Origin of the sequence: Pseudomonas sp. MD195_PC81_125 (genome assembly GCF_014060985.1) — a bacterium.
Taxonomy (GTDB): domain Bacteria; phylum Pseudomonadota; class Gammaproteobacteria; order Pseudomonadales; family Pseudomonadaceae; genus Aquipseudomonas; species Aquipseudomonas parakoreensis.
The window spans coordinates 1-18,632 of record NZ_JABULD010000190.1; the positions used below are offsets into that span (position 1 = coordinate 1).

The window sequence follows — 18,632 nt, forward strand, 5'->3', positions numbered from 1 at the left end:
CAACCTGTAGGAGCTGCCGAAGGCTGCGATCTTTCAACGCAAGCGGCCATAGCCCAACTCTTCAGCCTCACGCTGATAGTCGAGTACAACCTGATAATCGCTTTCACTGGCTGCCAGAACCTCAGGCAATCCAAGGACCTGCGCCACATCCGGCAACTCAAGCAGCGTCTGATTCATCACCTCGCGCAAGTGCTCGATCTGTCTATCCGTAGTCGATACGGCGGTGATAAACGGCAACGTCGGACTGAACGCACTGCGCGCCACCACCCGCAATCCGTTGACCTCCTCGGGTGCGTATTGCGCCAGGCAGGCATAGGTCACGCTGTCGATGGCTGCCAAATCGGCGCGTTCTTCACGCAGCCAGCGCAGACTCTCGCGGTGCGCGCCACTGATGCCGACCTTGGCGAAGAACTGCCCGTCGCGCTGCAACGGCGCCAGGCGCTGGCGCAATAGATTCATGCCACTGTTGGAGTCTTCGCTGTTGATCACCCCGCGACTGCCACGAAAATCCGCCAGGGTTTTGCGCGCATCGTCTGCACGGCTGAGAATCAGGCTGCAGTGATTGCCGGCGCTGGCGTCGGGCAATTCGTAGCGCGGGCGACCGACGATGCGCACCTGATCGCGCAGCAAGGTCATCAACGGGTAGCCGCAGGTTTGCGTCAGTAGCAGATCGGGCGACAACCACAGTTCGGGCAGCGACAGGCTGGCGGCGTTCAGGCGGGAGTGGCCGAGGTGTTTGAGGATGCGTGAAATCCAGCGCTCGCTGGCCGCACGAATGGGCTCGGGGGCGGTGTACATCAGCAGTTCAACGTGATGTTGGGTCATACACATTATTTCCCTGCAAATACTTCTGTGGTGGTCCTGGGGTCAGTGAAAGGGATGCTCGGGACTGTCGATCGGCTTGAACCCGTGGCGCCACCACAACTGCCCATAACCCTGCACCAGAAATCCGCCGCTACGCGCGACCCATTGCTCACGGCGCATACGGTAAGCCTGGGGCAAGTCGTACCACGCCAGCCCCGGCAGATCGTGATGCACCAGATGAAAATTCAGATTCAGAAACAGCCAGCGCCACGGCCAGCCGGCCTCGTTGAGCACGGTGCGTTGCTCCGGCTGTGCGTGCGGGCGGTGTTCATAGTAGGAGCGGATCATCGCAATCGACAGCGCCGGTACGCTGATCAGCAACAGGTAATGCCAGACCGGCAACACGCTGAAGCGCGCGACCAACCACAGCATCAACACGGTGAACGCACCGTGGGTCAGCCACATTCGCCAGGCTTGCCGCTCGCGGTTTCTCAGGCGTTGCAGTTCTTCCGCGGCCAATGCCAGCAAGGCCAGCGGCGCGCCAATCGCGAACCGCCCGAGCACGGTTTTGTTCAGCCAGTGCAGGCCGCGTTCGAACAAGGAACTGCCCTGCCAACGCACCGCCGTCAGATAACGGCTTTCCGGATCGACACCGGGCACTGTCAGGTGCTCATCGCGGTGATGCAACAGATGGCTGTCGCGGTACAAGGTGTACGGGTACCACACCGCAAAGGGTGCATAACCGAGGATTTTATTGAAAAGCACCGAGCGGGTCGGATGCCCATGCAGCAACTCATGCTGCACTGACAGCCACAGCACCAGCAGCGGAATCAGCAGCAATGTGCTCAGGCCGCGCCCCAGCCATGCGCTGTTGAGGATGATCGCGAACCAGCCGCCATACACGCCGATCAGCAGCAGCCATGTCGGCCATTCGGTGCGGGCGGTGAAGCGCTGGCGCAGGGTTTCGATTTGCTGGCGATGGTCGGCGTCGAAGTAATTCGGCATGGCGAGGCTCGGAACGGGAATCTTCCCCTTCTGTGCAACGAAGCCGGGCAATCTTGCAGATTATTTTTGCGCTGAGGCGGGAGCCCGGAGGACGGACTCCCGAGGGACGTGATCAATGACCGAAAATATCGACCTTCTTGGCTTTTTTCTCTGCACGCTTTTCAATCGCCGTCTTGGCCGGTTTCTTCTTCGCGGCTTTCTTTGAATCCATACCTTTGGACATGATGCGTACTCCACTCACAGGGATGTAGGCTCAGGTATACACCTATCGCGCGTCGCGCGTTCTTTTATAATCGGCGCTTTGCCCGCCGTCAGTCCGATCCCATGTCCGATACCCAGTACAGCCTGCTCGACGAGCCTTTGTGGCCGTTGATGAACAAGTTTTACCGCCGCCACCAATCATCGATGAAAGCAGTGCGCGACGCGCAACTGTGGGTGGCCCGTCGCGAGGACATCGTCGCCGCGTTGTGCTTGCGGCCGGTGGCGGGCGGGTATTGGTTGACCGGGCTGTTTGTCGATCCGGATTGCCGTGCGCAAGGGATTGCCGGGCAGTTGATCGCGGCGGCGGTGAAGGATGTGCAGGAACCGGTATGGCTGTTCTGCCATCCGGATTTGCGCGGGTTTTACGAGCGGCGTGGCTTCAGCTTCGATCCTGCCCTGCCCTATGCATTGGCTGAACGGTTGAGCCGGTATGCGCGGAGCAAGCCGATGATTGCGATGGGGCTTGTCTGAAGATCAAAAGATCGCAGCCTGCGGCAGCTCCTACAGGGATTGGTGCAGGAGCTGCCGAAGGCTGCGATCTTTTGATTTTTGCTTAATCGTCTGCGCTCGGATCAAGATCCGGGAACATCACTTCGGTAAAGCCGAACTTGCTGAAATCAGTAATCCGCGAAGGATACAGACGGCCGATCAGGTGATCGCATTCGTGCTGCACCACCCGCGCATGAAAACCCGAGGCCACGCGCACGATCGGCTCGCCCTTGGGATCGAAGCCCTCGTAGCGGATCTGCTGATAACGATCCACCGCGCCACGCAGGCCGGGCACCGACAGGCAGCCTTCGAAACCCTCCTCGGTCAGCGGACTCAACGGGGTGATCAGCGGATTGATCAGGATTGTCTGCGGCACCGCTTCGGCGTCCGGGTAGCGTTCGCTGTGCTCGAAACCGAAGATCACCAATTGCAGATCGACGCCGATCTGCGGCGCGGCCAGGCCAACTCCGCCGACGCTTTCCATGGTCTGGAACATGTCATCGATCAGTTGCCACAGCTCGGGGCTGTCGAACATCTCCGGCGGCACTGGCGGGGCGATGCGCAGCAGGCGTTCGTCGCCCATTTTGAGGATTTCACGAATCATGATCAGGCTTCGTCAGTGTCAGGCTTGAGCGAATGATCGCGCCCCAGGCCCGAGACGTGTTGTTTGGGATGTACATCGAGTTCCCCGGGGACTTTCTCGCCCGCGTCCTTGCCCTCGCTGGACATGTGTTCGATCACCGCATTCATCTCCGCGCCGAGCAGCAGCACCGCCGAGGAAATGTAGAAATACAGCAAGAGCACGATGATCGCCCCGATGCTGCCATACATCGCGTTGTAGTTGGCGAAGGTTTTGACGTAGAACGCAAAGCCCAGCGAGGCGATGATCCACACCACCACGGCCAGCACCGAGCCGGGGGTGATGAAACGGAATTCCTGTTTGACGTCGGGCATCACGTAGTAGATCAGCGCCACCGCGACCATCATCAGAATCACGATCACCGGCCAGCGCGCAATCGTCCAGACCGTGACGATGAAGTCTTCCAGCCCTACCTGCGCGGCAATCCAGCCCATCACTTGCGGCCCGAGCACCATCAGCGCGGCGGCGACCAGCAGCATGCCGGCAATGCCCACGGTGTAGACAATCGACAGTGGAAAGCGTTTCCAGATCGGCCGTCCCTCGACCACGTCATACGCGGCATTCATCGCGCTCATCATCAGGCGCACACCGGCCGACGCGGTGTACAGGGCGATGACGATACCCACCGAGAGCAAGCCGCCCTTGGACTGCTGCAACTGATCGATCACCGGGTTGACCTGTTCCAGTGCCTGCGGCGGCAATACCAGTTCCGACTGCAGACGCAGCCAGCTGAAGAAGTCCGGCAGGTGCAGGAAACCGATCAAGGCGATCAAAAACAGAATGAACGGGAACAGCGAGAACAGCATCTGGTAGGCCAGTGCCGAGGCGTAAGTCGACATTTCGTCGTCGACGAATTCAGTGACCGTGCGCACCATCACTCGATGCAGGGGCAGACCTTTCATGTCCGGAAAAATCATTCGCGTCTCCTTTCGCCGCATTACAGGTTGAAGTCGTGGCGACTCAGGGGCCGTTTTTTACATCACGGTAGCCTACTTGGCGACCTTCGTGGATGACCGTCGGGTTTTGACACAAAAACGGCCATCCTTGGATGGCCGTTCGTGTGTTTCGTTCAAGGCGGGAATTACGCCTTGTCGACACCTTTCTTGATGGCGTCTTTGGCTTTGCCGACAGCTTGCTGGGCTTCGCCTTTTTTCTCTTGCAGCTTGCCTTCGGCTTGCAGCTTGCTGTTGTCGGTGGCTTTACCGACACCTTGCTTGACGTTGCCGACAGCTTCGTTGGCCATGCCTTTTACTTTATCGCCAGTGCTACTCATGGTGTTTCTCCTTGGTGCATTGAAGGGGAAAAGTCAGTACGTAATGATTGACTGGCCGGGTTTGCCACGAGTTTCATTTATTTTTGCCCTTCATTTCGTCGTGCAATGCAGGTTGGGCTTTATGTTTGCCCCCCAAGCCCCGAGAATGCGCAGCTATGGGCGCGCTGCGCCAACGATCAGACCCCGCAGGAATGTTATGAAACTCGATAAAAAGCAGGCCATTGCCCGTCGCAACCAGGAACTGGGCGGCGCTGTGCTCGGCACCAACAACTGCCACTTCGCCGAACTGAACCGCAACCGCAACATCTGGTGGTTCGACCTGCCGGTATCGCGTCTGGCCGTCGGCCAGTACGAGTGGATTCACCTGCTGATGCACACCCCGGCCACCGACGAACTGCTGCACCTGAAAGTGCCAACCGTGTTTCTGCGGGAAAAGCTCGAAGGCCTGGTGATTCGCAACGAAGGCAAACGCAAGGCGGCGTTGAGCCTGGAGTTGAGTGCAGACAAGGATTCGTACCTGCAGGACATGCGTCCGGCGGGCACCAACGTGAATTTCGCGCCGTTTCGGCAGTAACCGCGATGCCCCTGTAGCGAGGGGATTTATCCCCGATGGGGTGCGAAGCGCCCCCCAGATCCTTGCGCTCAAGCAACTGGCGGCAGCTACGCTGCCGATCGGGGGATGAATCCCCTCACCACAGGATCTCGTCACCCAATAAAAAGCCCCGCATTTGCGGGGCTTTCTGTTTTAGGCGGCGTTCTTCGCCTTGATCTTCTTCAGCTCTTCGTCACGCAGCTCGCGGCGCAGGATCTTGCCGACGTTGGTGGTCGGCAGTGCATCGCGGAATTCCACCGAACGCGGCACCTTGTAACCGGTGACGTTGGCGCGCATGTGTTCCATCACGGTTTCCTTGGTCAGGGTCACGCCCGGTTTGGCCACGATGAAGATCTTGATCGCCTCACCCGATTTCTCGTCCGGCACGCCGATGGCCGCGCACTGCAACACGCCCGGCAAGGTTGCCAGCACGTCTTCCAGTTCGTTCGGGTAAACGTTGAAACCGGACACCAGGATCATGTCTTTCTTGCGATCGACAATGCGCATGTAGCCATCGGGCTGGATCAGCGCGATGTCACCGGTCTTCAGCCAGCCTTCGCTGTCGAGGATTTCGTCGGTGGCTTCCTGACGCTGCCAGTAGCCCTTCATCACTTGCGGGCCCTTGACGCACAGCTCGCCGATTTCGCCCATTGGCTGCTCGACACCGGCATCGTCGATGACTTTGCACAGGGTCGACGGCACCGGAATGCCGATGGTGCCGATCTGGATGTTCTGGATCGGGTTGACCGCGGCCACCGGGCTGGTTTCGGTCATGCCGTAACCTTCGCAGATCGAGCAGCCGGTCACGGCTTTCCAACGCTCGGCCGCGGCCAGTTGCAGGGCCATACCGCCGGACAGGGTGACTTTCAGGTTGGAGAAATCCAGCTTGCGGAAACCTTCGTTGTTGCACAGCGCCACGAACAGCGTGTTCAGGCCGACGAAACCGCTGAACTTCCACTTCGACAGTTCCTTGACCATCGCCGGCAGGTCGCGCGGGTTGCTGATCAGGATGTTGTGGTTGCCGATCAGCATCATCGCCATGCAATGAAAGGTGAACGCATAGATGTGGTACAGCGGCAACGGGGTGATCAGGATCTCGCAGCCTTCGTTGAGGTTGGAGCCCATCAGCGCCTTGCACTGCAGCATGTTGGCGACGAGGTTGCGATGGGTGAGCATCGCGCCCTTGGCCACGCCGGTGGTGCCGCCGGTGTACTGCAACACCGCGACATCGCTGCTGTGCGGGTTGGCTTCGGTCACGGGCTGGCCCTGGCCCTTGCTCAGCACGTCATTGAACTTGACGGCTTTAGGCAGGTGATAGGCCGGTACCATCTTTTTCACGTACTTGATCACGCTGTTGATCAGCAGGCGCTTGACCGGCGGCAGCAGGTCGGCGACTTCAGTGACGATGACGTGTTTGACCCCGGTTTTCGGCACCACGGCTTCCGCCAGGTGCGCCATGTTGGCCAGACACACCAGGGCCTTGGCGCCGGAGTCGTTGAATTGGTGTTCCATTTCCCGCGCGGTGTACAGCGGGTTGGTGTTGACCACGATCAGCCCGGCGCGGATCGCACCGAAGACGGCGACCGGGTACTGCAGAACGTTGGGCAGTTGCACGGCAATTCGATCACCGGGCTGCAAGTCGGTATGCTGTTGCAGATACGCGGCAAACGCACCGGACAATTCGTACAGTTCACCGTAGGTGATTGTCTTGCCCAGGTTGCTGAAAGCCGGTTTGTTGGCGAAGCGTTGGCAGGACTGCTTCAACACTGCCTGAATATTCGGGTACTCGTCTGGATTGATGTCGGCAGCAATTCCAGCCGGGTATTTATCCTTCCAAAAGTCTTCGATCATGGAAGCCCACTCCTCAGCAACGCGAATTCTTCACCGCATTTGATGCGATTATTATTGGTGTGTGTTTTGTATTGGTGAATCTGGCTTTTCTACAGGCCGAGAAGTCACAAAGCGCGCCGAGAGTAGCAGCTTTGCCAAGGGCCGACTAGAGCCAAAAGCGGCCTCCATGGTCACTTTAATGACTCAAGACTTTCTAACAGTCATTTTAGAGCAAAAATCCTATATCACCCTGAAAGCCCCGGTTTTCCGGGCCTTTAAAGCAAAAAATCGCAGCCTTCGGCAGCTCCTGCATTGGAATTCATTCCCTGTAGGAGCTGCCGAAGGCTGCGATCTTTTCGTTTCTGCCCTTTAAGCGATATCGCGCAACTCCCGCCGCAAAATCTTCCCGACCGGCGTCATCGGCAACGACTCACGCAGTACGATGTGTTTCGGCACCTTGTAGGCCGTGAAATTCTCCTTGCAGTACGCCTTGAGCTCTTCGAGGCTGACCCCGGTTTCCCGCGCCACCACGAACAGCTTTACTGCCTCGCCCGAACGCTCATCCGGCACACCGATCACCGCGCAGTTGGCGACTTTCGGGTGAGCCATCACCACGTCCTCGATCTCGTTGGGGTACACGTTGAAACCCGAGACGATGATCATGTCCTTCTTGCGGTCGACGATGCGCACGAAGCCGTCCGGGTCGATCACCGCAATATCACCGGACTTGAACCAGCCCTCGGCGTCCAGCACTTCGGCGGTGGCCTCGGGTTTATGCCAGTAGCCTTTCATGATCTGCGGGCCTTTGATACACAGCTCGCCACGCTCGCCCATCGGCTGCTCGACGCCCTCGTCATCGATGACTTTCAGCAGCGTACCCGGCACCGGCAGGCCGACCGTGCCCAGGCGCGACTTTTCGCCATACGGGTTGGTGCAGGCCACCGGCGAGGTTTCGGTCAGACCGTAACCTTCAGTAATGCGGCAACCGGTGATCTGCTCCCAACGCTCGGCGGTGGCCTTGACCAGCGCGGTACCGCCTGAGTTGGTCAGCTTGAGACTGGAGAAATCCAGGGTCTTGAAGTCCGGGTGATCCATCAGCGCGACGAACAACGTGTTCAGCCCGAGCAGCGCCGAGAAGCGCCAGTTCTTCAGTTCCTTGATGAAGCCTGCGATGTCTCGCGGATTGGTGATCAGCACGTTGTGGTTGCCGGAAACCATCATGCACATGCAGTTCGCGGTGAAAGCATAGATGTGATAGAGCGGCAGCGGCGCCACCATCACCTCCTGACCTTCGCGCAGCAGTGGCTGACCGTCAGGCCCCAACTGGGCGAGACAGGCACGCACTTGTTGCATGTTCGCCACGAGGTTGCCGTGGGTCAGCATCGCGCCCTTGGCCAGCCCGGTGGTGCCACCGGTGTATTGCAACACGGCGATGTCGTCGAGGCTGACTTTCAGCGGTTTGATCCCCAAACCACGGCCCAGGCGCAGCGCACTCTTGAACGAGATGGCCTGCGGCAGCGAATAGTCCGGGACCATTTTCTTCACTTTGCTGACCACGGTGTTGATCAGCCAGCCCTTGGCGGTGGGCATCAGATCGCCCATTTTCGCTTCGATCAGGTACTGCAGGTCGGTGTCCGGCAGCACTTCCTGGACCTTCTGCCCGAACATGTTCAGGTACACCAGCGCCCGGGCACCGGAGTCCTTGAACTGGTGGCGCATCTCGCGCGCGGTGTACAGCGGGTTGGTGTTGACCACAATCAGCCCGGCGCGCAAGGCGCCGAACACGGCAATCGGATATTGCAGCACATTGGGCATCTGCACCGCGATGCGATCCCCCGGCGCCAGATCGGTGTGGGCTTGCAGGTAACCGGCGAACGCCGCGCTGTAGCGCTCGAGTTCCGCGTAGGTCAGGGTCACGCCCATATTGCTGAAGGCCGGACGGTCCGCGAATTTCTTGCAGGAACGCTCAAACACCTCGATCACCGACTTGAACTCGCCCATGTCGATGTCCAGGGGTACGCCGGCGGGGCGTTTGTCATTCCAGAAATCAGGTTGCATTGTTCTTGTCCTCTTTACCTGAATCGATCCGGGAGCCGCTTTTCTGTGGTTTCGCGCTTATCCCTGAGGGCACAAAGCAAAAAGCGGAGCTTCACGGACACTAGCAGTTATGGCCATTGAGGCAAATAAGGGCAATGGCGACATTGATCGTATGAATCTTCCTGCCGTGGCGTGAGCTGATCGGACGCGCTATACAATGCAACGACTGCGGGCCGTAACCGCTCGATCAAAAAGGAATTGCCATGATCCACCGTGCCTTCTGGCTGGACGCGAGTGACCGCAGCCGCCTGTTCGTCAACCAGTGGCTGCCCGCCGCGCCATTGAAAGCAGTCATTCTGCTGGCCCACGGCATGGCCGAACACAGCGCTCGCTACGAAAGGCTGGCGAATGCATTCTGCGAACAAGGCTACGGTGTGTACGCCCCGGATTTGCGCGGGCATGGCAAAACCGCCGAACACGGGACGCTCGGGCATTTCGCCGATGACGACGGCTGGTGCAAGGTGATCGGCGATCTGGCCAGCCTCAATCAGCACATCGGCCAGCAGCATCCCGAGGTACCGATCATCCTGCTCGGGCACAGCATGGGCAGCTACCTCGCTCAGGGCTACCTGCTGCATCACAGCGCCAGCCTGCACGGGGCGATTCTCAGCGGTTCGAACTTTCAGCCTGTCGCGCTTTACGGCGCGGCGCGGCAAATCGCCCGTTTCGAAAAACTGCGTCAGGGCGGCAAGGGCCGCAGTGCGTTGATCGAGTGGTTGTCGTTCGGCTCGTTCAACAAAAAAATTCAAACCGGCGCGTACCCCGTTCGACTGGCTGAGCCGCGATCCGGTGGAGGTCGATCACTATGCCAGCGACCCGCTTTGCGGCTTTCGCTGCACCAACCAACTGTGGATCGACTTGCTCGGCGGCTTGCAGCAGATCAGCAAAGCGTCCAATCTCGCGCAGATCGACCCGGGCCTGCCGCTGCTGGTGATCGGCGGTGAATGTGATCCGGTGAGCGAAGGCAAGCGTCTGACAGATCTGACCGAAGCGTTGCGCTCGGCCGGCAGCCAGAACCTGCAACTGAAGATCTACCCGCAGGCGCGGCACGAATTGTTCAATGAAACCAATCGCGACGAAGTGATCGCCGATGTGCTGACCTGGATCGACCAGGCGCTGAGCCATCGCCGCCCTCATCGCAGCGAATAATTTTTTGTGGATTCACTTTAATCCGTCACAGGAATCAAGACCGATGACCCAGGTTACCAACATCCCTTACGAAGCCCTCGAAGTCGGCCAGACCGCCAGCTACAGCAAGACGGTGGAAGAACGCGACATTCAGCTGTTCGCCGCAATGTCCGGCGACCACAACCCGGTGCACCTGGACGCCGAGTTCGCCGCCGCCAGCATGTTCAAGGAACGCATCGCCCATGGCATGTTCAGTGGTGCGTTGATCAGCGCGGCCGTGGCGTGCGAGCTGCCTGGGCCGGGCACCATCTACATCGGTCAGCAGATGAGCTTTCAGAAGCCGGTGAAGATTGGCGACACCCTGACCGTGCGTCTGGAAATTCTCGAGAAGTTACCGAAGTTTCGCGTGCGCATCGCCACTCGCGTGTTCAATCAGCGCGATGAGCTGGTGGTGGATGGCGAGGCCGAGATTCTCGCGCCGCGCAAGCAACAGACCGTGACCCTGCCGACGTTGCCGGCGATCAGCATCGGCTGATGGAAAAGATCGCAGCCTTCGGCAGCTCCTGCCCTGGAATGCGATCCCCCTGTAGGAGCTGCCCGAAGGCTGCGATCTTTTGCCCTTAAGCTTTTACCGGTTCCAGCGCCAACTCAACGGCTTCCGGACGCTTGACCGTCGCATAGACAACAGCCGTCAACAAACTCCCCGCAACAATCGCCAGCAGATACAACAACGCATGATTGATCGCATTGGGGATCGCCAGCACAAACAAGCCACCATGCGGCGCCATCAGTTTGCAGCCGAAGTACATTGACAACGCGCCGGTCAAAGCACCGCCGGCGATGCTCGCCGGAATCACCCGCAGCGGGTCTTTGGCGGCAAACGGAATTGCCCCTTCAGAGATAAAGCACAGCCCCAGCACCAGCGCCGCTTTACCGGCCTCGCGCTCGGTCTGGGCGAACTTGCGGCGGGCGATGAAGGTAGCGATGCCCAGCCCGATGGGCGGCACCATGCCGGCGGCCATGGTCGCGGCCATCGGCGCATAACTCTGCGAAGCCAGCAGCCCCACCGAGAAGGCATACGCGGCTTTGTTGATCGGTCCGCCGAGGTCGACGCACATCATGCCGCCGAGCAATACCCCGAGCAGGATCGCGTTGGTGGTGCCCATACTGTCGAGGAAATGCGTCAGCGCCGCGAGCATCCCGGCGACCGGTTTACCCACCACGTAGATCATCACCAGACCGGTGAACAGGCTGGCGAACAACGGGATGATCAGAATCGGTTTCAGCGCTTCCAGACTCTGCGGCAACGCCACATAACGACTGATGGCCTTGGCAGCATAACCAGCGATGAAACCGGCGACGATCCCGCCGATAAACCCGGCGCCCAACGTGCTGGCGAGCAAGCCACCAATCATCCCCGGTGCCAGGCCCGGACGGTCGGCGATCGAGTAGGCGATGTAACCGGCGAGCAGCGGCACCATCAGCTTGAACGCGGTCTCGCCGCCGATCTGCATCAGTGCCGCCGCCAGCGTGCCTTCTTCCTTGAACGCGGTGATGCCGAAGACGAACGACAGCGCGATCATCAGACCACCGGCCACCACCATCGGCAGCATGAACGAGACACCGGTCAGCAGGTGTTTGTAAACGCCGGTTTTCTCTTGTTTGGTTGGCGCCTTGCCGTCGCTCGCAGCGCTTTCAACCTGAGCGTCGGCGAGGGCTTTTTTCAGTGTGGCTTCGGATTGCTTCAAGGCAATGCCGGTGCCGCAGCGGTAGATTTTCTTGCCGGCAAAACGCTCGGTGGCGACTTCGATGTCCGCCGCCAGCAACACCACATCAGCCTCGGCAATCGCCGTCGCGCTGAGCGGGGTTTTCGCGCCGACCGAACCCTGGGTTTCGACGTGCAGTTCATAGCCCAGACGCTTGGCCGTCTGCTGCAACGCCTCGGCCGCCATGAAAGTGTGGGCAACACCGGTCGGGCAGGCGGTGATGGCGACGATGCGCGGCGCACGTGGCGCAGCGGTAAGCGGGGCGGCTTCGCTGGCGACATAAACTTCAGCCTCTTGCGCACCGCGACGCAGCACCGCTTCGACATCTTGCAGCGCTTGCGCCGGGGCGATGCGGAACACGCGCTTGCCGACAAAACGCGTCATGTCGATGTCACCGGTGGCGACCAGCAACACCCACTCCGCCGCCTCAATGGTGGCGGCCGACAACTCACGTTCCGGATGCGCCGCATCGACCACTTCAACGCTGGTGCTCCAGCCCTGACGCTGGGCCGCCGCGTCGAGCAGACGGGCGCACAGCACACTGGTGACCATGCCGTTCGGGCAGGCCGTGACAATGGCTAATTTCATGACAAACCCTCTTATTGTTCTGTCAGGGGACGCACGCGCACGCCCTGTTCGAGCCGCGCCAGTTGCGCCGCGTCGTTGATGCCGAAGCCGATTTGCGTCACCGCCATCGCGGCAATCGCCGTGGCCGTACGCAGGGTCTGCTCGGGCGTGTCGGCACTGAGCAGACCGTGGAGCATGCCGGCCAGCAGCGAATCGCCGGCCCCTACCGTGCTGGCGACCGTAACCTTCGGCGGCGTGGCATGCAGCGCCGAGCCGACACTGAACCAGTTCACGCCGTCGGCACCGTGGGAGATCACCACGTGCTCGATGCCTTTGGCATGCAGGCACGCCGCTGCCTGGGCTTCGGCCGCGTGCGAAACCACATCGCAATCGAGCGCATCGGCCAGTTCTTCAGTGTTCGGTTTGATCAGCCACGGGCGCGCTTCAATAGCGGCGCGCAAGGCTTCACCACTGCTGTCAAGGGCGACTTTCAGGCCGAGGCCGTTCAGGCGTTCGATCAACTCGCGCAACCACTGCGCACTGACGCCACGCGGCAGACTGCCGGCGACCACCACCGCGTCATGCCCCGGAGCGATCTGCAGCAGACGCTCAAGCAACGCTTGCTGCGCCGCCGCGTCGACCACTGGCCCCGGACCGTTGATGTCGGTGATGCGCCCGTCGTGCTCGGCGACCTTGATGTTGCTGCGCGTCTCCCCCGGCACGCGGATGAAGCGTCGACAAAACCGCGCTTGGCAAACAGGGTTTCGAAGGCCTGCAGATTGTCTTCGCCGAGAAAGCCGCTGACCGTCAGTTGATGCCCGAGATCCGCCAGCACCTGGGCGACGTTCACGCCTTTGCCGGCGGCGTGGGTGTGCATCTCGTCGCTGCGGTTGACCTGACCGGCCTCCAGGCGGGGCAGCTCGACCGTGAGGTCCAGCGCCGGGTTGAGGGTCAGGGTGAGAATCTTGGCCATTACAGGGCCTCCACTAATGCACGCACTTCGTTCGCGCTGCCCACGATGAGGGCTTGTTGAGCAAGGGTTTGCGCCTGGGTCAGGCTGAGTTCGCGGATGCGCGCCTTGACCTCGGCGATGCTGCGCCCGGACACGCTCAGCTCATCGACACCGAGGCCGACCAGCACCGGCACCGCCAGCGGATCCGCCGCCAGCTCGCCGCAGACACCGACCCATTTGCCATGGGCATGCGCGGCGCGCACGGTGATGTCGATCAGTTGCAGCACCGCCGGGTGCAGGCCGTCAGCCTGGGCCGAAAGCGTCGGATGACCACGGTCGATGGCCAGGGTGTATTGCGTGAGGTCGTTGGTGCCGACGCTGAAAAAGTCGACTTCCTTGGCCAGCACCGGCGCCAGCAACGCAGCGGACGGCACCTCGATCATGATCCCCAGTTGCAAGTCCGCGACCGGGATTTCCAGGCGCAGGCGTTCGGTCATGTCGCGGGCCTGACGCCACTCTTCAACGCTGCCGACCATTGGGAACATGATCCGCAACGGCCGGTTGTCCGCCGAACGCAGCAAGGCGCGCAACTGCGCTTCCATGACCTGCGGACGCTGCAAGGTCAGGCGAATGCCGCGCACGCCGAGGAAGGGGTTTTCTTCCTTGGCGATCGGCCAATACGGCAGCGGTTTGTCGCCACCGACATCAAGGGTGCGCACCACCAGCGGCCGACCGGCGAGGCCATCGAGAACGCGGCGATATTCAGCCTCTTGAGTGGCTTCGTCCGGCGCCTGCGGGTGGGCCATGAAAATCAGTTCGGTGCGCAGCAGCCCGATGCCTTCCGCGCCCTGCTCGACCGCAGCAGTGACGCCGGCGCTTTCACCGATGTTGGCGAACACTTCCACGGCGTGACCGTCGCTGGTGTGCGCCGGTTGATGACGTTGTTCGGCGGCAGCCTTGAGGCGCTGCTCACGGGTGTCGCGTTCCTCGGCGGCACGTTGCAGGGTCGCAGCATCGGCGTCGACGTGCAGGCGACCGCGCTGGCCGTCGAGCAGCAGCGGCGTGCCGGGTTCCAGCAATAACACTGCTGCGCCCGCACCGACCAGCGCCGGAATCCCCAATGCACGGGCGACGATTGCACTGTGCGCCGTGGCGCCACCACGCGCGGTGAGAATCCCGGCCACGCGGGCCGGATCGAGTCGCGCCACGTCCGACGGACCGACTTCGTCCATCACCAGAATGTACGGTTGCTCCGGCTCGTTCGGCGTTTGTACGCCGCAAAGTTGCGCCAGCACCCGGCGACCGATGTCCCGCAGGTCCGCCGCCCGCTCGGCGAGCAACGCGTCCTGCAGCGATTCCTGTTGCCTGGCTGCCGCTTCGATCACCGCCATCCACGCCGCTTCGGCGCTTTCGCCTTGCTTGAGGCGAGTGTCGACTTCGTCGGTCAGTTCCGGGTCGTCGAGCATTTCCTGGTGAGTGATAAAGATCTCGCGGATGGCCTTGGCCTTGCTGCGTTCGATCAGGCCCTGAATGTCACGGCGCACGTCGCTCAGCGCTTGCTTGAGGCGTTCGCGCTCGATCGCGGCGGACTCGCCGCGCAACGGGTAATCGATAGCCTGCTGCACCTGAATGTGCGCAGGCCCAATGGCGATGCCCGGCGCGGCAGGGATCGCCTGCAACTGCGCGCCGGACGCCGGGGCGATCAGCACCTCGGCAATATCGGTGATGACTTCGCGTTGCTGGCTCACGGCCGGCAGCGGTTCGACTTCTTCACCGAGGCCTTCTTCGATAGCGGCCAGCAGCGCCGGCAAGGCATCGGCGGCGATGCTCGGCTCGGCGATCAACTCCAGCACCTGACCACGCCGCGCACCGAGGCTCAGCAGTTTGCTCAGGCTTTTCACCGACACCGCGCTGTCCGCGCTGTCGACGATGCGCACACGGATTTCACCGTCAAAACTCTTCGCCAGTTGCGCAAGGATCTTCGCCGGACGTGCATGCAGACCGTGGGCATTGGCCAGGGCAATACGCGCGCTCGGCCAATCGGCGGGCAGTTCGCCGCCGAGCACTTCGAGGACTTTGCGGCTGCTGGTGGCACGGCCCAGCTCATGGCCGCGACCTTCAATCAACAACGCGCACAGACGTTCGAGCAGCGCCTGATGCGCCTCACCCAGACTGGCCAGACAGAACAGACCGCTGAGCGGCTGGCCGAGGTAACGCATCGGTTTGTCCGGAGTGACGAACGCCAGGCCCGGACGCTTCACGGTTTGCTCGCTGTGCAGCCACCACAGGCCATCGCCCAGCGGCAGCGCTTCGACTTGCTGCAACACACCGGCAAACCCGTTGCTCACACAATCGGCCTGCCGCAGCAGACGCGCGCCACGCCAGACCAGTTCTTCGAAATCGTCAGCCGACACGCCGAGGCCGATCATCTGCGCATCCAGCGCCAATTCCTGCGGCGCACCTTGCAGCAGTTTCAGCAGCGCTTCCGGCGAGCTCGCGCGACGCAGGGCCTGGCCCAGATCGGTCTCGCCGAGGGCGCGGGTCAGCAGTTGCAGCAGACGCAGGTGTTCGTCGGATTTGGCAGCGATGCCGATCGCCAGATAAACGATCTGGCCATCGCCCCAATCCACGCCCTCGGGAAACTGCATCAGCCGCACGCCAGTGGCGAACACCTGATCGCGGGTCTCGGGCGTACCGTGGGGGATGGCGATACCCTGGCCGAGAAAGGTCGAGCCCTGGGCTTCCCGGGCCTGCAAGCCGGCGAGGTAGCCATCGGCGACCAGGCCATCGGCCACCAGATGATTGGCGAGTAGTTGCAGGGCGGCGGGTTTATCCACAGCCGATTGGCCCATGGATATCTGCTCTATAGTGAGCTCGAGCATGCGATCTCCTTTTTGGCACATGGATGCGCCAGGATATTGTTTTGAATGGTCACAGCTTAGGCGCTGGTCAGCCTGCTTTTCAGCGGCCGTTTTGGCGGTTTCACGGCAGAACCGGCCAAAGGCGTCTAAAACGTAGAAAATACGCTTGCTGAAACGTTTAATCTAGATTGATCGGCACGTTACTCGATAATGTCTCATCCTTGAAGTCCAACTTGTCGGATGCGCTGCGACAATAGTCGTCTGCCTGAATCGGGTAGGATTGGCGAAAATGTCGCGGCAAGCTCGAAAAAACAAGGAAATACCGGGTTGAAACTCAGTGATATCGCGCGGTTGGCCGGAGTGTCCGTGACCACCGCCAGCTACGTCATCAACGGCAAGGCCGAACAGCAACGCATCAGCAACGCCACGGTCGAGCGGGTGCGTGCGGTCGTCGAACAGCACGGCTTCACCCCCAATCCACAAGCGGCCGGGTTGCGCAGTCGGCACACGCGCACGTTGGGCTTTATTCTGCCGGATCTGGAAAACCCCAGTTATGCGCGGATCGCCAAGCTGCTCGAGCAAGGCGCACGGGCGCGGGGTTATCAGTTGCTGATCGCCAGCTCCGACGACGCGCCGGACAGCGAGCGCCAGTTGCTGCAACTGTTCAAGGCGCGCCGCTGCGATGCGCTGATTGTCGCCAGTTGCCTGCCGACCGGTGACGACAGCTATCGCCAGTTGCTGGCCAAGGGCCTGCCGATCATCGCCATCGACCGGGTCATGGAACCCGAGCACTTCTGCTCGGTGATCAGTGACGACCGCGAAGCCAGCCTGCACCTGACTCAGAGCCTGCTCGCCCCGCAGCCAAAGCAGATCGTGCTGCTCGGCGCGCGTCCTGAGTTGAGCATCAGTCAGGAGCGTGCGGCCGGCTTCAAGCAGGCACTGCTCGACTTCAAAGGCGAAGTGCTGATCGAGCACGCCGAGTCCTTCAGCCGCGAATGCGGCAAGCAACTGATGGAAGAACTCCTGCAACGGCTGGGGCATTTGCCGGATGCACTGGTGACCACCTCCTACGTGCTGCTGCAGGGCGTGTTCGATGCGCTGCATGACTTCCCGCTCAAATCCCGTCCGCTGCGCCTGGGCACCTTCGGTGACACGCAGTTGCTGGACTTCCTGCCATTGCCGGTCAACGCCATGGCCCAGCAGCACCAGTTGATCGCCGACAAGGCGCTGGAGCTGGCGTTGGCTGCGGTTGAGCAAGCCGAATACAAGCCTGGCGTGCAGGCCATCGCGCGGACCTTCAAGCAGCGCATTCACCGGGACTGAGCCGTGGAGCTGATCGACAGCCACACCCACCTCGACTTCCCCGACTTCGACGCCGATCGCGCGGCGTTGCTCGCCGCAAGCCGCGCTCTCGGCGTGCGGCGGATGGTGGTGCTGGGGGTTCATCAGGGCAATTGGCAACGGCTGTGGGATCTGGTGCAGAGCGATGCCGACTTGTATGCAGCGTTCGGTCTGCATCCGGTGTACCTCGATCAGCATCGACCCGCAGACCTGCGCGCACTTGGCGACTGGCTGACGCGGCTGCGCGGCCATCGGCAACTGTGTGCGGTGGGCGAGATCGGTCTGGATTATTTCATCGAAACCCTCGACCGCGAACGCCAGCAAGCGCTGTTCGACGCGCAACTGCAACTGGCGGCAGACTTCAATTTGCCGGCGCTGATCCACGTCCGCCGCAGCCACGCAGCCGTAATCGCCACGCTCAAGCGCTTCAAGCTCAAACGCGCCGGGATCATCCACGCCTTCGCCGGCAGCCGCGAAGAGGCACGCGAATACATCAAACTCGGGTTCAAACTGGGTCTGGGCGGCGCGCCAACCTGGCCGCAGGCGTTGCGCATGCATCGGGTGCTGGCGGATCTGCCGCTGGCGTCGATCGTGCTGGAAACCGACTCACCGGATATGGCGCCGGCGATGTTCCCCGGCCAGCGCAACAGCCCCGCTCACTTGCCGGCGATCTGTGCGGCGCTCGCCGAGTTGATGAACATCAGCCCGGAACAACTGGCTGTCGCCAGCACCGCCAACAGCTGCGAAGTATTCGGTTGGTAACACGCCTTCTGCAGGAGCTGCGGCACGCTGCGATCTTTTGCTCCTCGCCCTCAAAACAAGATCAAAAGATCGCAGCCTCGTTTCACTCGGCAGCTCCTACAGTCGGTTTGCATACGCTCTGGCTGCGTCGAGGATCAGGGTCATGTGCTGACGGTGGTGAAAAAAACGCAGTAGCGCGAAGTACGCGAAAAGCACGATCAGTGACGCATTCAACTGTTCAGTTACGCTGAGCAGGCCGATCCACTCCATGACCAGCGCCACCAG

The 18,632-nt window shown here is 61.2% G+C and carries 14 protein-coding genes and 2 pseudogenes; 6 read left to right on the forward strand and 10 right to left on the reverse strand.

Annotated elements, in window-relative coordinates; genetic code table 11:
- Positions 1-33: 33 nt before the first annotated feature.
- Complete coding sequence (locus HT737_RS08080) at positions 34-825, reverse strand: phosphate/phosphite/phosphonate ABC transporter substrate-binding protein (RefSeq protein WP_182402141.1); 792 nt, start codon at positions 823-825, stop codon at positions 34-36.
- A gap of 42 nt (positions 826-867) precedes the next feature.
- Complete coding sequence (locus HT737_RS08085; RefSeq protein WP_182402143.1) at positions 868-1,809, reverse strand: fatty acid desaturase; 942 nt, start codon at positions 1,807-1,809, stop codon at positions 868-870.
- A 324-nt stretch (positions 1,810-2,133) separates the two neighbouring features.
- Here HT737_RS08085 and HT737_RS08090 point away from each other — a divergent pair, with 324 nt between their 5' ends.
- Positions 2,134-2,541 carry a GNAT family N-acetyltransferase gene (locus HT737_RS08090; protein ID WP_095668495.1) on the forward strand — a complete coding sequence of 136 codons (408 nt, stop codon included), beginning with the start codon at positions 2,134-2,136 and terminating at the stop codon, positions 2,539-2,541.
- Between the two features lie 82 nt (positions 2,542-2,623).
- Here HT737_RS08090 and def read toward each other — a convergent pair whose 3' ends face one another.
- The 3 genes from def to HT737_RS08105 form a co-directional block, all read right to left on the reverse strand.
- Entirely contained in the window at positions 2,624-3,163 is a 540-nt protein-coding gene (gene def / locus HT737_RS08095; RefSeq protein ID WP_047295954.1) for a peptide deformylase, read from the reverse strand.
- Between the two features lie 2 nt (positions 3,164-3,165).
- Entirely contained in the window at positions 3,166-4,116 is a 951-nt protein-coding gene (locus HT737_RS08100; RefSeq protein WP_047295957.1) for a YihY/virulence factor BrkB family protein, read from the reverse strand.
- Positions 4,117-4,280: 164 nt separating this feature from the next.
- The gene (locus HT737_RS08105) at positions 4,281-4,472 is read right to left on the reverse strand and encodes a CsbD family protein (protein WP_047295959.1); all 192 of its coding nucleotides are present in this window, start codon (positions 4,470-4,472) and stop codon (positions 4,281-4,283) included.
- A 196-nt stretch (positions 4,473-4,668) separates the two neighbouring features.
- Here HT737_RS08105 and HT737_RS08110 point away from each other — a divergent pair, with 196 nt between their 5' ends.
- Positions 4,669-5,046 (forward strand): hypothetical protein, encoded by a 378-nt coding sequence (locus tag HT737_RS08110; protein ID WP_041068691.1) that lies wholly within the window; start codon positions 4,669-4,671, stop codon positions 5,044-5,046.
- A 171-nt stretch (positions 5,047-5,217) separates the two neighbouring features.
- Here the strand turns inward: HT737_RS08110 and fadD1 are convergent, their stop codons facing one another.
- The gene (gene fadD1 / locus HT737_RS08115; protein WP_182402145.1) at positions 5,218-6,915 is read right to left on the reverse strand and encodes a long-chain-fatty-acid--CoA ligase FadD1; all 1,698 of its coding nucleotides are present in this window, start codon (positions 6,913-6,915) and stop codon (positions 5,218-5,220) included.
- Positions 6,916-7,263: 348 nt separating this feature from the next.
- Positions 7,264-8,952: a long-chain-fatty-acid--CoA ligase FadD2 gene (gene fadD2, locus HT737_RS08120; protein ID WP_047295963.1), complete on the reverse strand. Its 1,689-nt coding sequence runs from the start codon at positions 8,950-8,952 to the stop codon at positions 7,264-7,266.
- A 242-nt stretch (positions 8,953-9,194) separates the two neighbouring features.
- Between fadD2 and HT737_RS08125 the strand changes: the two are divergent.
- Positions 9,195-10,140 (forward strand): annotated as a pseudogene (locus HT737_RS08125) (lysophospholipase).
- Between the two features lie 43 nt (positions 10,141-10,183).
- Positions 10,184-10,654 carry a MaoC family dehydratase gene (locus HT737_RS08130; RefSeq protein ID WP_003227420.1) on the forward strand — a complete coding sequence of 157 codons (471 nt, stop codon included), beginning with the start codon at positions 10,184-10,186 and terminating at the stop codon, positions 10,652-10,654.
- Between the two features lie 85 nt (positions 10,655-10,739).
- Here the strand turns inward: HT737_RS08130 and HT737_RS08135 are convergent, their stop codons facing one another.
- The 3 genes and pseudogenes from HT737_RS08135 to ptsP all read right to left on the reverse strand — a co-directional run bounded on the left by HT737_RS08135 (position 10,740) and on the right by ptsP (position 16,286).
- A complete protein-coding gene (locus tag HT737_RS08135) occupies positions 10,740-12,473 on the reverse strand; it encodes a PTS fructose-like transporter subunit IIB (protein ID WP_047291203.1) in 1,734 nt (577 codons plus the stop codon).
- Between the two features lie 11 nt (positions 12,474-12,484).
- Positions 12,485-13,425: pseudogene (gene pfkB / locus HT737_RS08140) on the reverse strand (1-phosphofructokinase).
- The gene (gene ptsP, locus HT737_RS08145) at positions 13,425-16,286 is read right to left on the reverse strand and encodes a phosphoenolpyruvate--protein phosphotransferase (protein WP_182402147.1); all 2,862 of its coding nucleotides are present in this window, start codon (positions 16,284-16,286) and stop codon (positions 13,425-13,427) included. The pseudogene pfkB and the gene ptsP overlap by 1 nt, the downstream one beginning before the upstream one ends.
- 306 nt (positions 16,287-16,592) lie before the next feature.
- Between ptsP and cra the strand changes: the two genes are divergently transcribed.
- Together cra and HT737_RS08155 are read left to right on the forward strand one after the other, a co-directional pair.
- On the forward strand, positions 16,593-17,588 hold the full coding sequence (cra, locus tag HT737_RS08150) for a catabolite repressor/activator (protein ID WP_047291197.1): 996 nt from the start codon (positions 16,593-16,595) through the stop codon (positions 17,586-17,588).
- Between the two features lie 3 nt (positions 17,589-17,591).
- Positions 17,592-18,368 (forward strand): TatD family hydrolase, encoded by a 777-nt coding sequence (locus tag HT737_RS08155; protein ID WP_182402149.1) that lies wholly within the window; start codon positions 17,592-17,594, stop codon positions 18,366-18,368.
- Positions 18,369-18,632 lie beyond the last annotated feature (264 nt).

Bases quoted from the DNA above. Each gene is read 5' to 3' on its own strand.
- HT737_RS08080 (WP_182402141.1), bottom strand. From the start codon at position 825: ATGACCCAACATCACGTTGAACTGCTGATGTACACCGCCCCCGAGCCC.
- HT737_RS08085 (WP_182402143.1), bottom strand. From the start codon at position 1,809: ATGCCGAATTACTTCGACGCCGACCATCGCCAGCAAATCGAAACCCTG.
- HT737_RS08090 (WP_095668495.1), top strand. From the start codon at position 2,134: ATGTCCGATACCCAGTACAGCCTGCTCGACGAGCCTTTGTGGCCGTTG.
- def (WP_047295954.1), bottom strand. From the start codon at position 3,163: ATGATTCGTGAAATCCTCAAAATGGGCGACGAACGCCTGCTGCGCATC.
- HT737_RS08100 (WP_047295957.1), bottom strand. From the start codon at position 4,116: ATGATTTTTCCGGACATGAAAGGTCTGCCCCTGCATCGAGTGATGGTG.
- HT737_RS08105 (WP_047295959.1), bottom strand. From the start codon at position 4,472: ATGAGTAGCACTGGCGATAAAGTAAAAGGCATGGCCAACGAAGCTGTC.
- HT737_RS08110 (WP_041068691.1), top strand. From the start codon at position 4,669: ATGAAACTCGATAAAAAGCAGGCCATTGCCCGTCGCAACCAGGAACTG.
- fadD1 (WP_182402145.1), bottom strand. From the start codon at position 6,915: ATGATCGAAGACTTTTGGAAGGATAAATACCCGGCTGGAATTGCTGCC.
- fadD2 (WP_047295963.1), bottom strand. From the start codon at position 8,952: ATGCAACCTGATTTCTGGAATGACAAACGCCCCGCCGGCGTACCCCTG.
- HT737_RS08130 (WP_003227420.1), top strand. From the start codon at position 10,184: ATGACCCAGGTTACCAACATCCCTTACGAAGCCCTCGAAGTCGGCCAG.
- HT737_RS08135 (WP_047291203.1), bottom strand. From the start codon at position 12,473: ATGAAATTAGCCATTGTCACGGCCTGCCCGAACGGCATGGTCACCAGT.
- ptsP (WP_182402147.1), bottom strand. From the start codon at position 16,286: ATGCTCGAGCTCACTATAGAGCAGATATCCATGGGCCAATCGGCTGTG.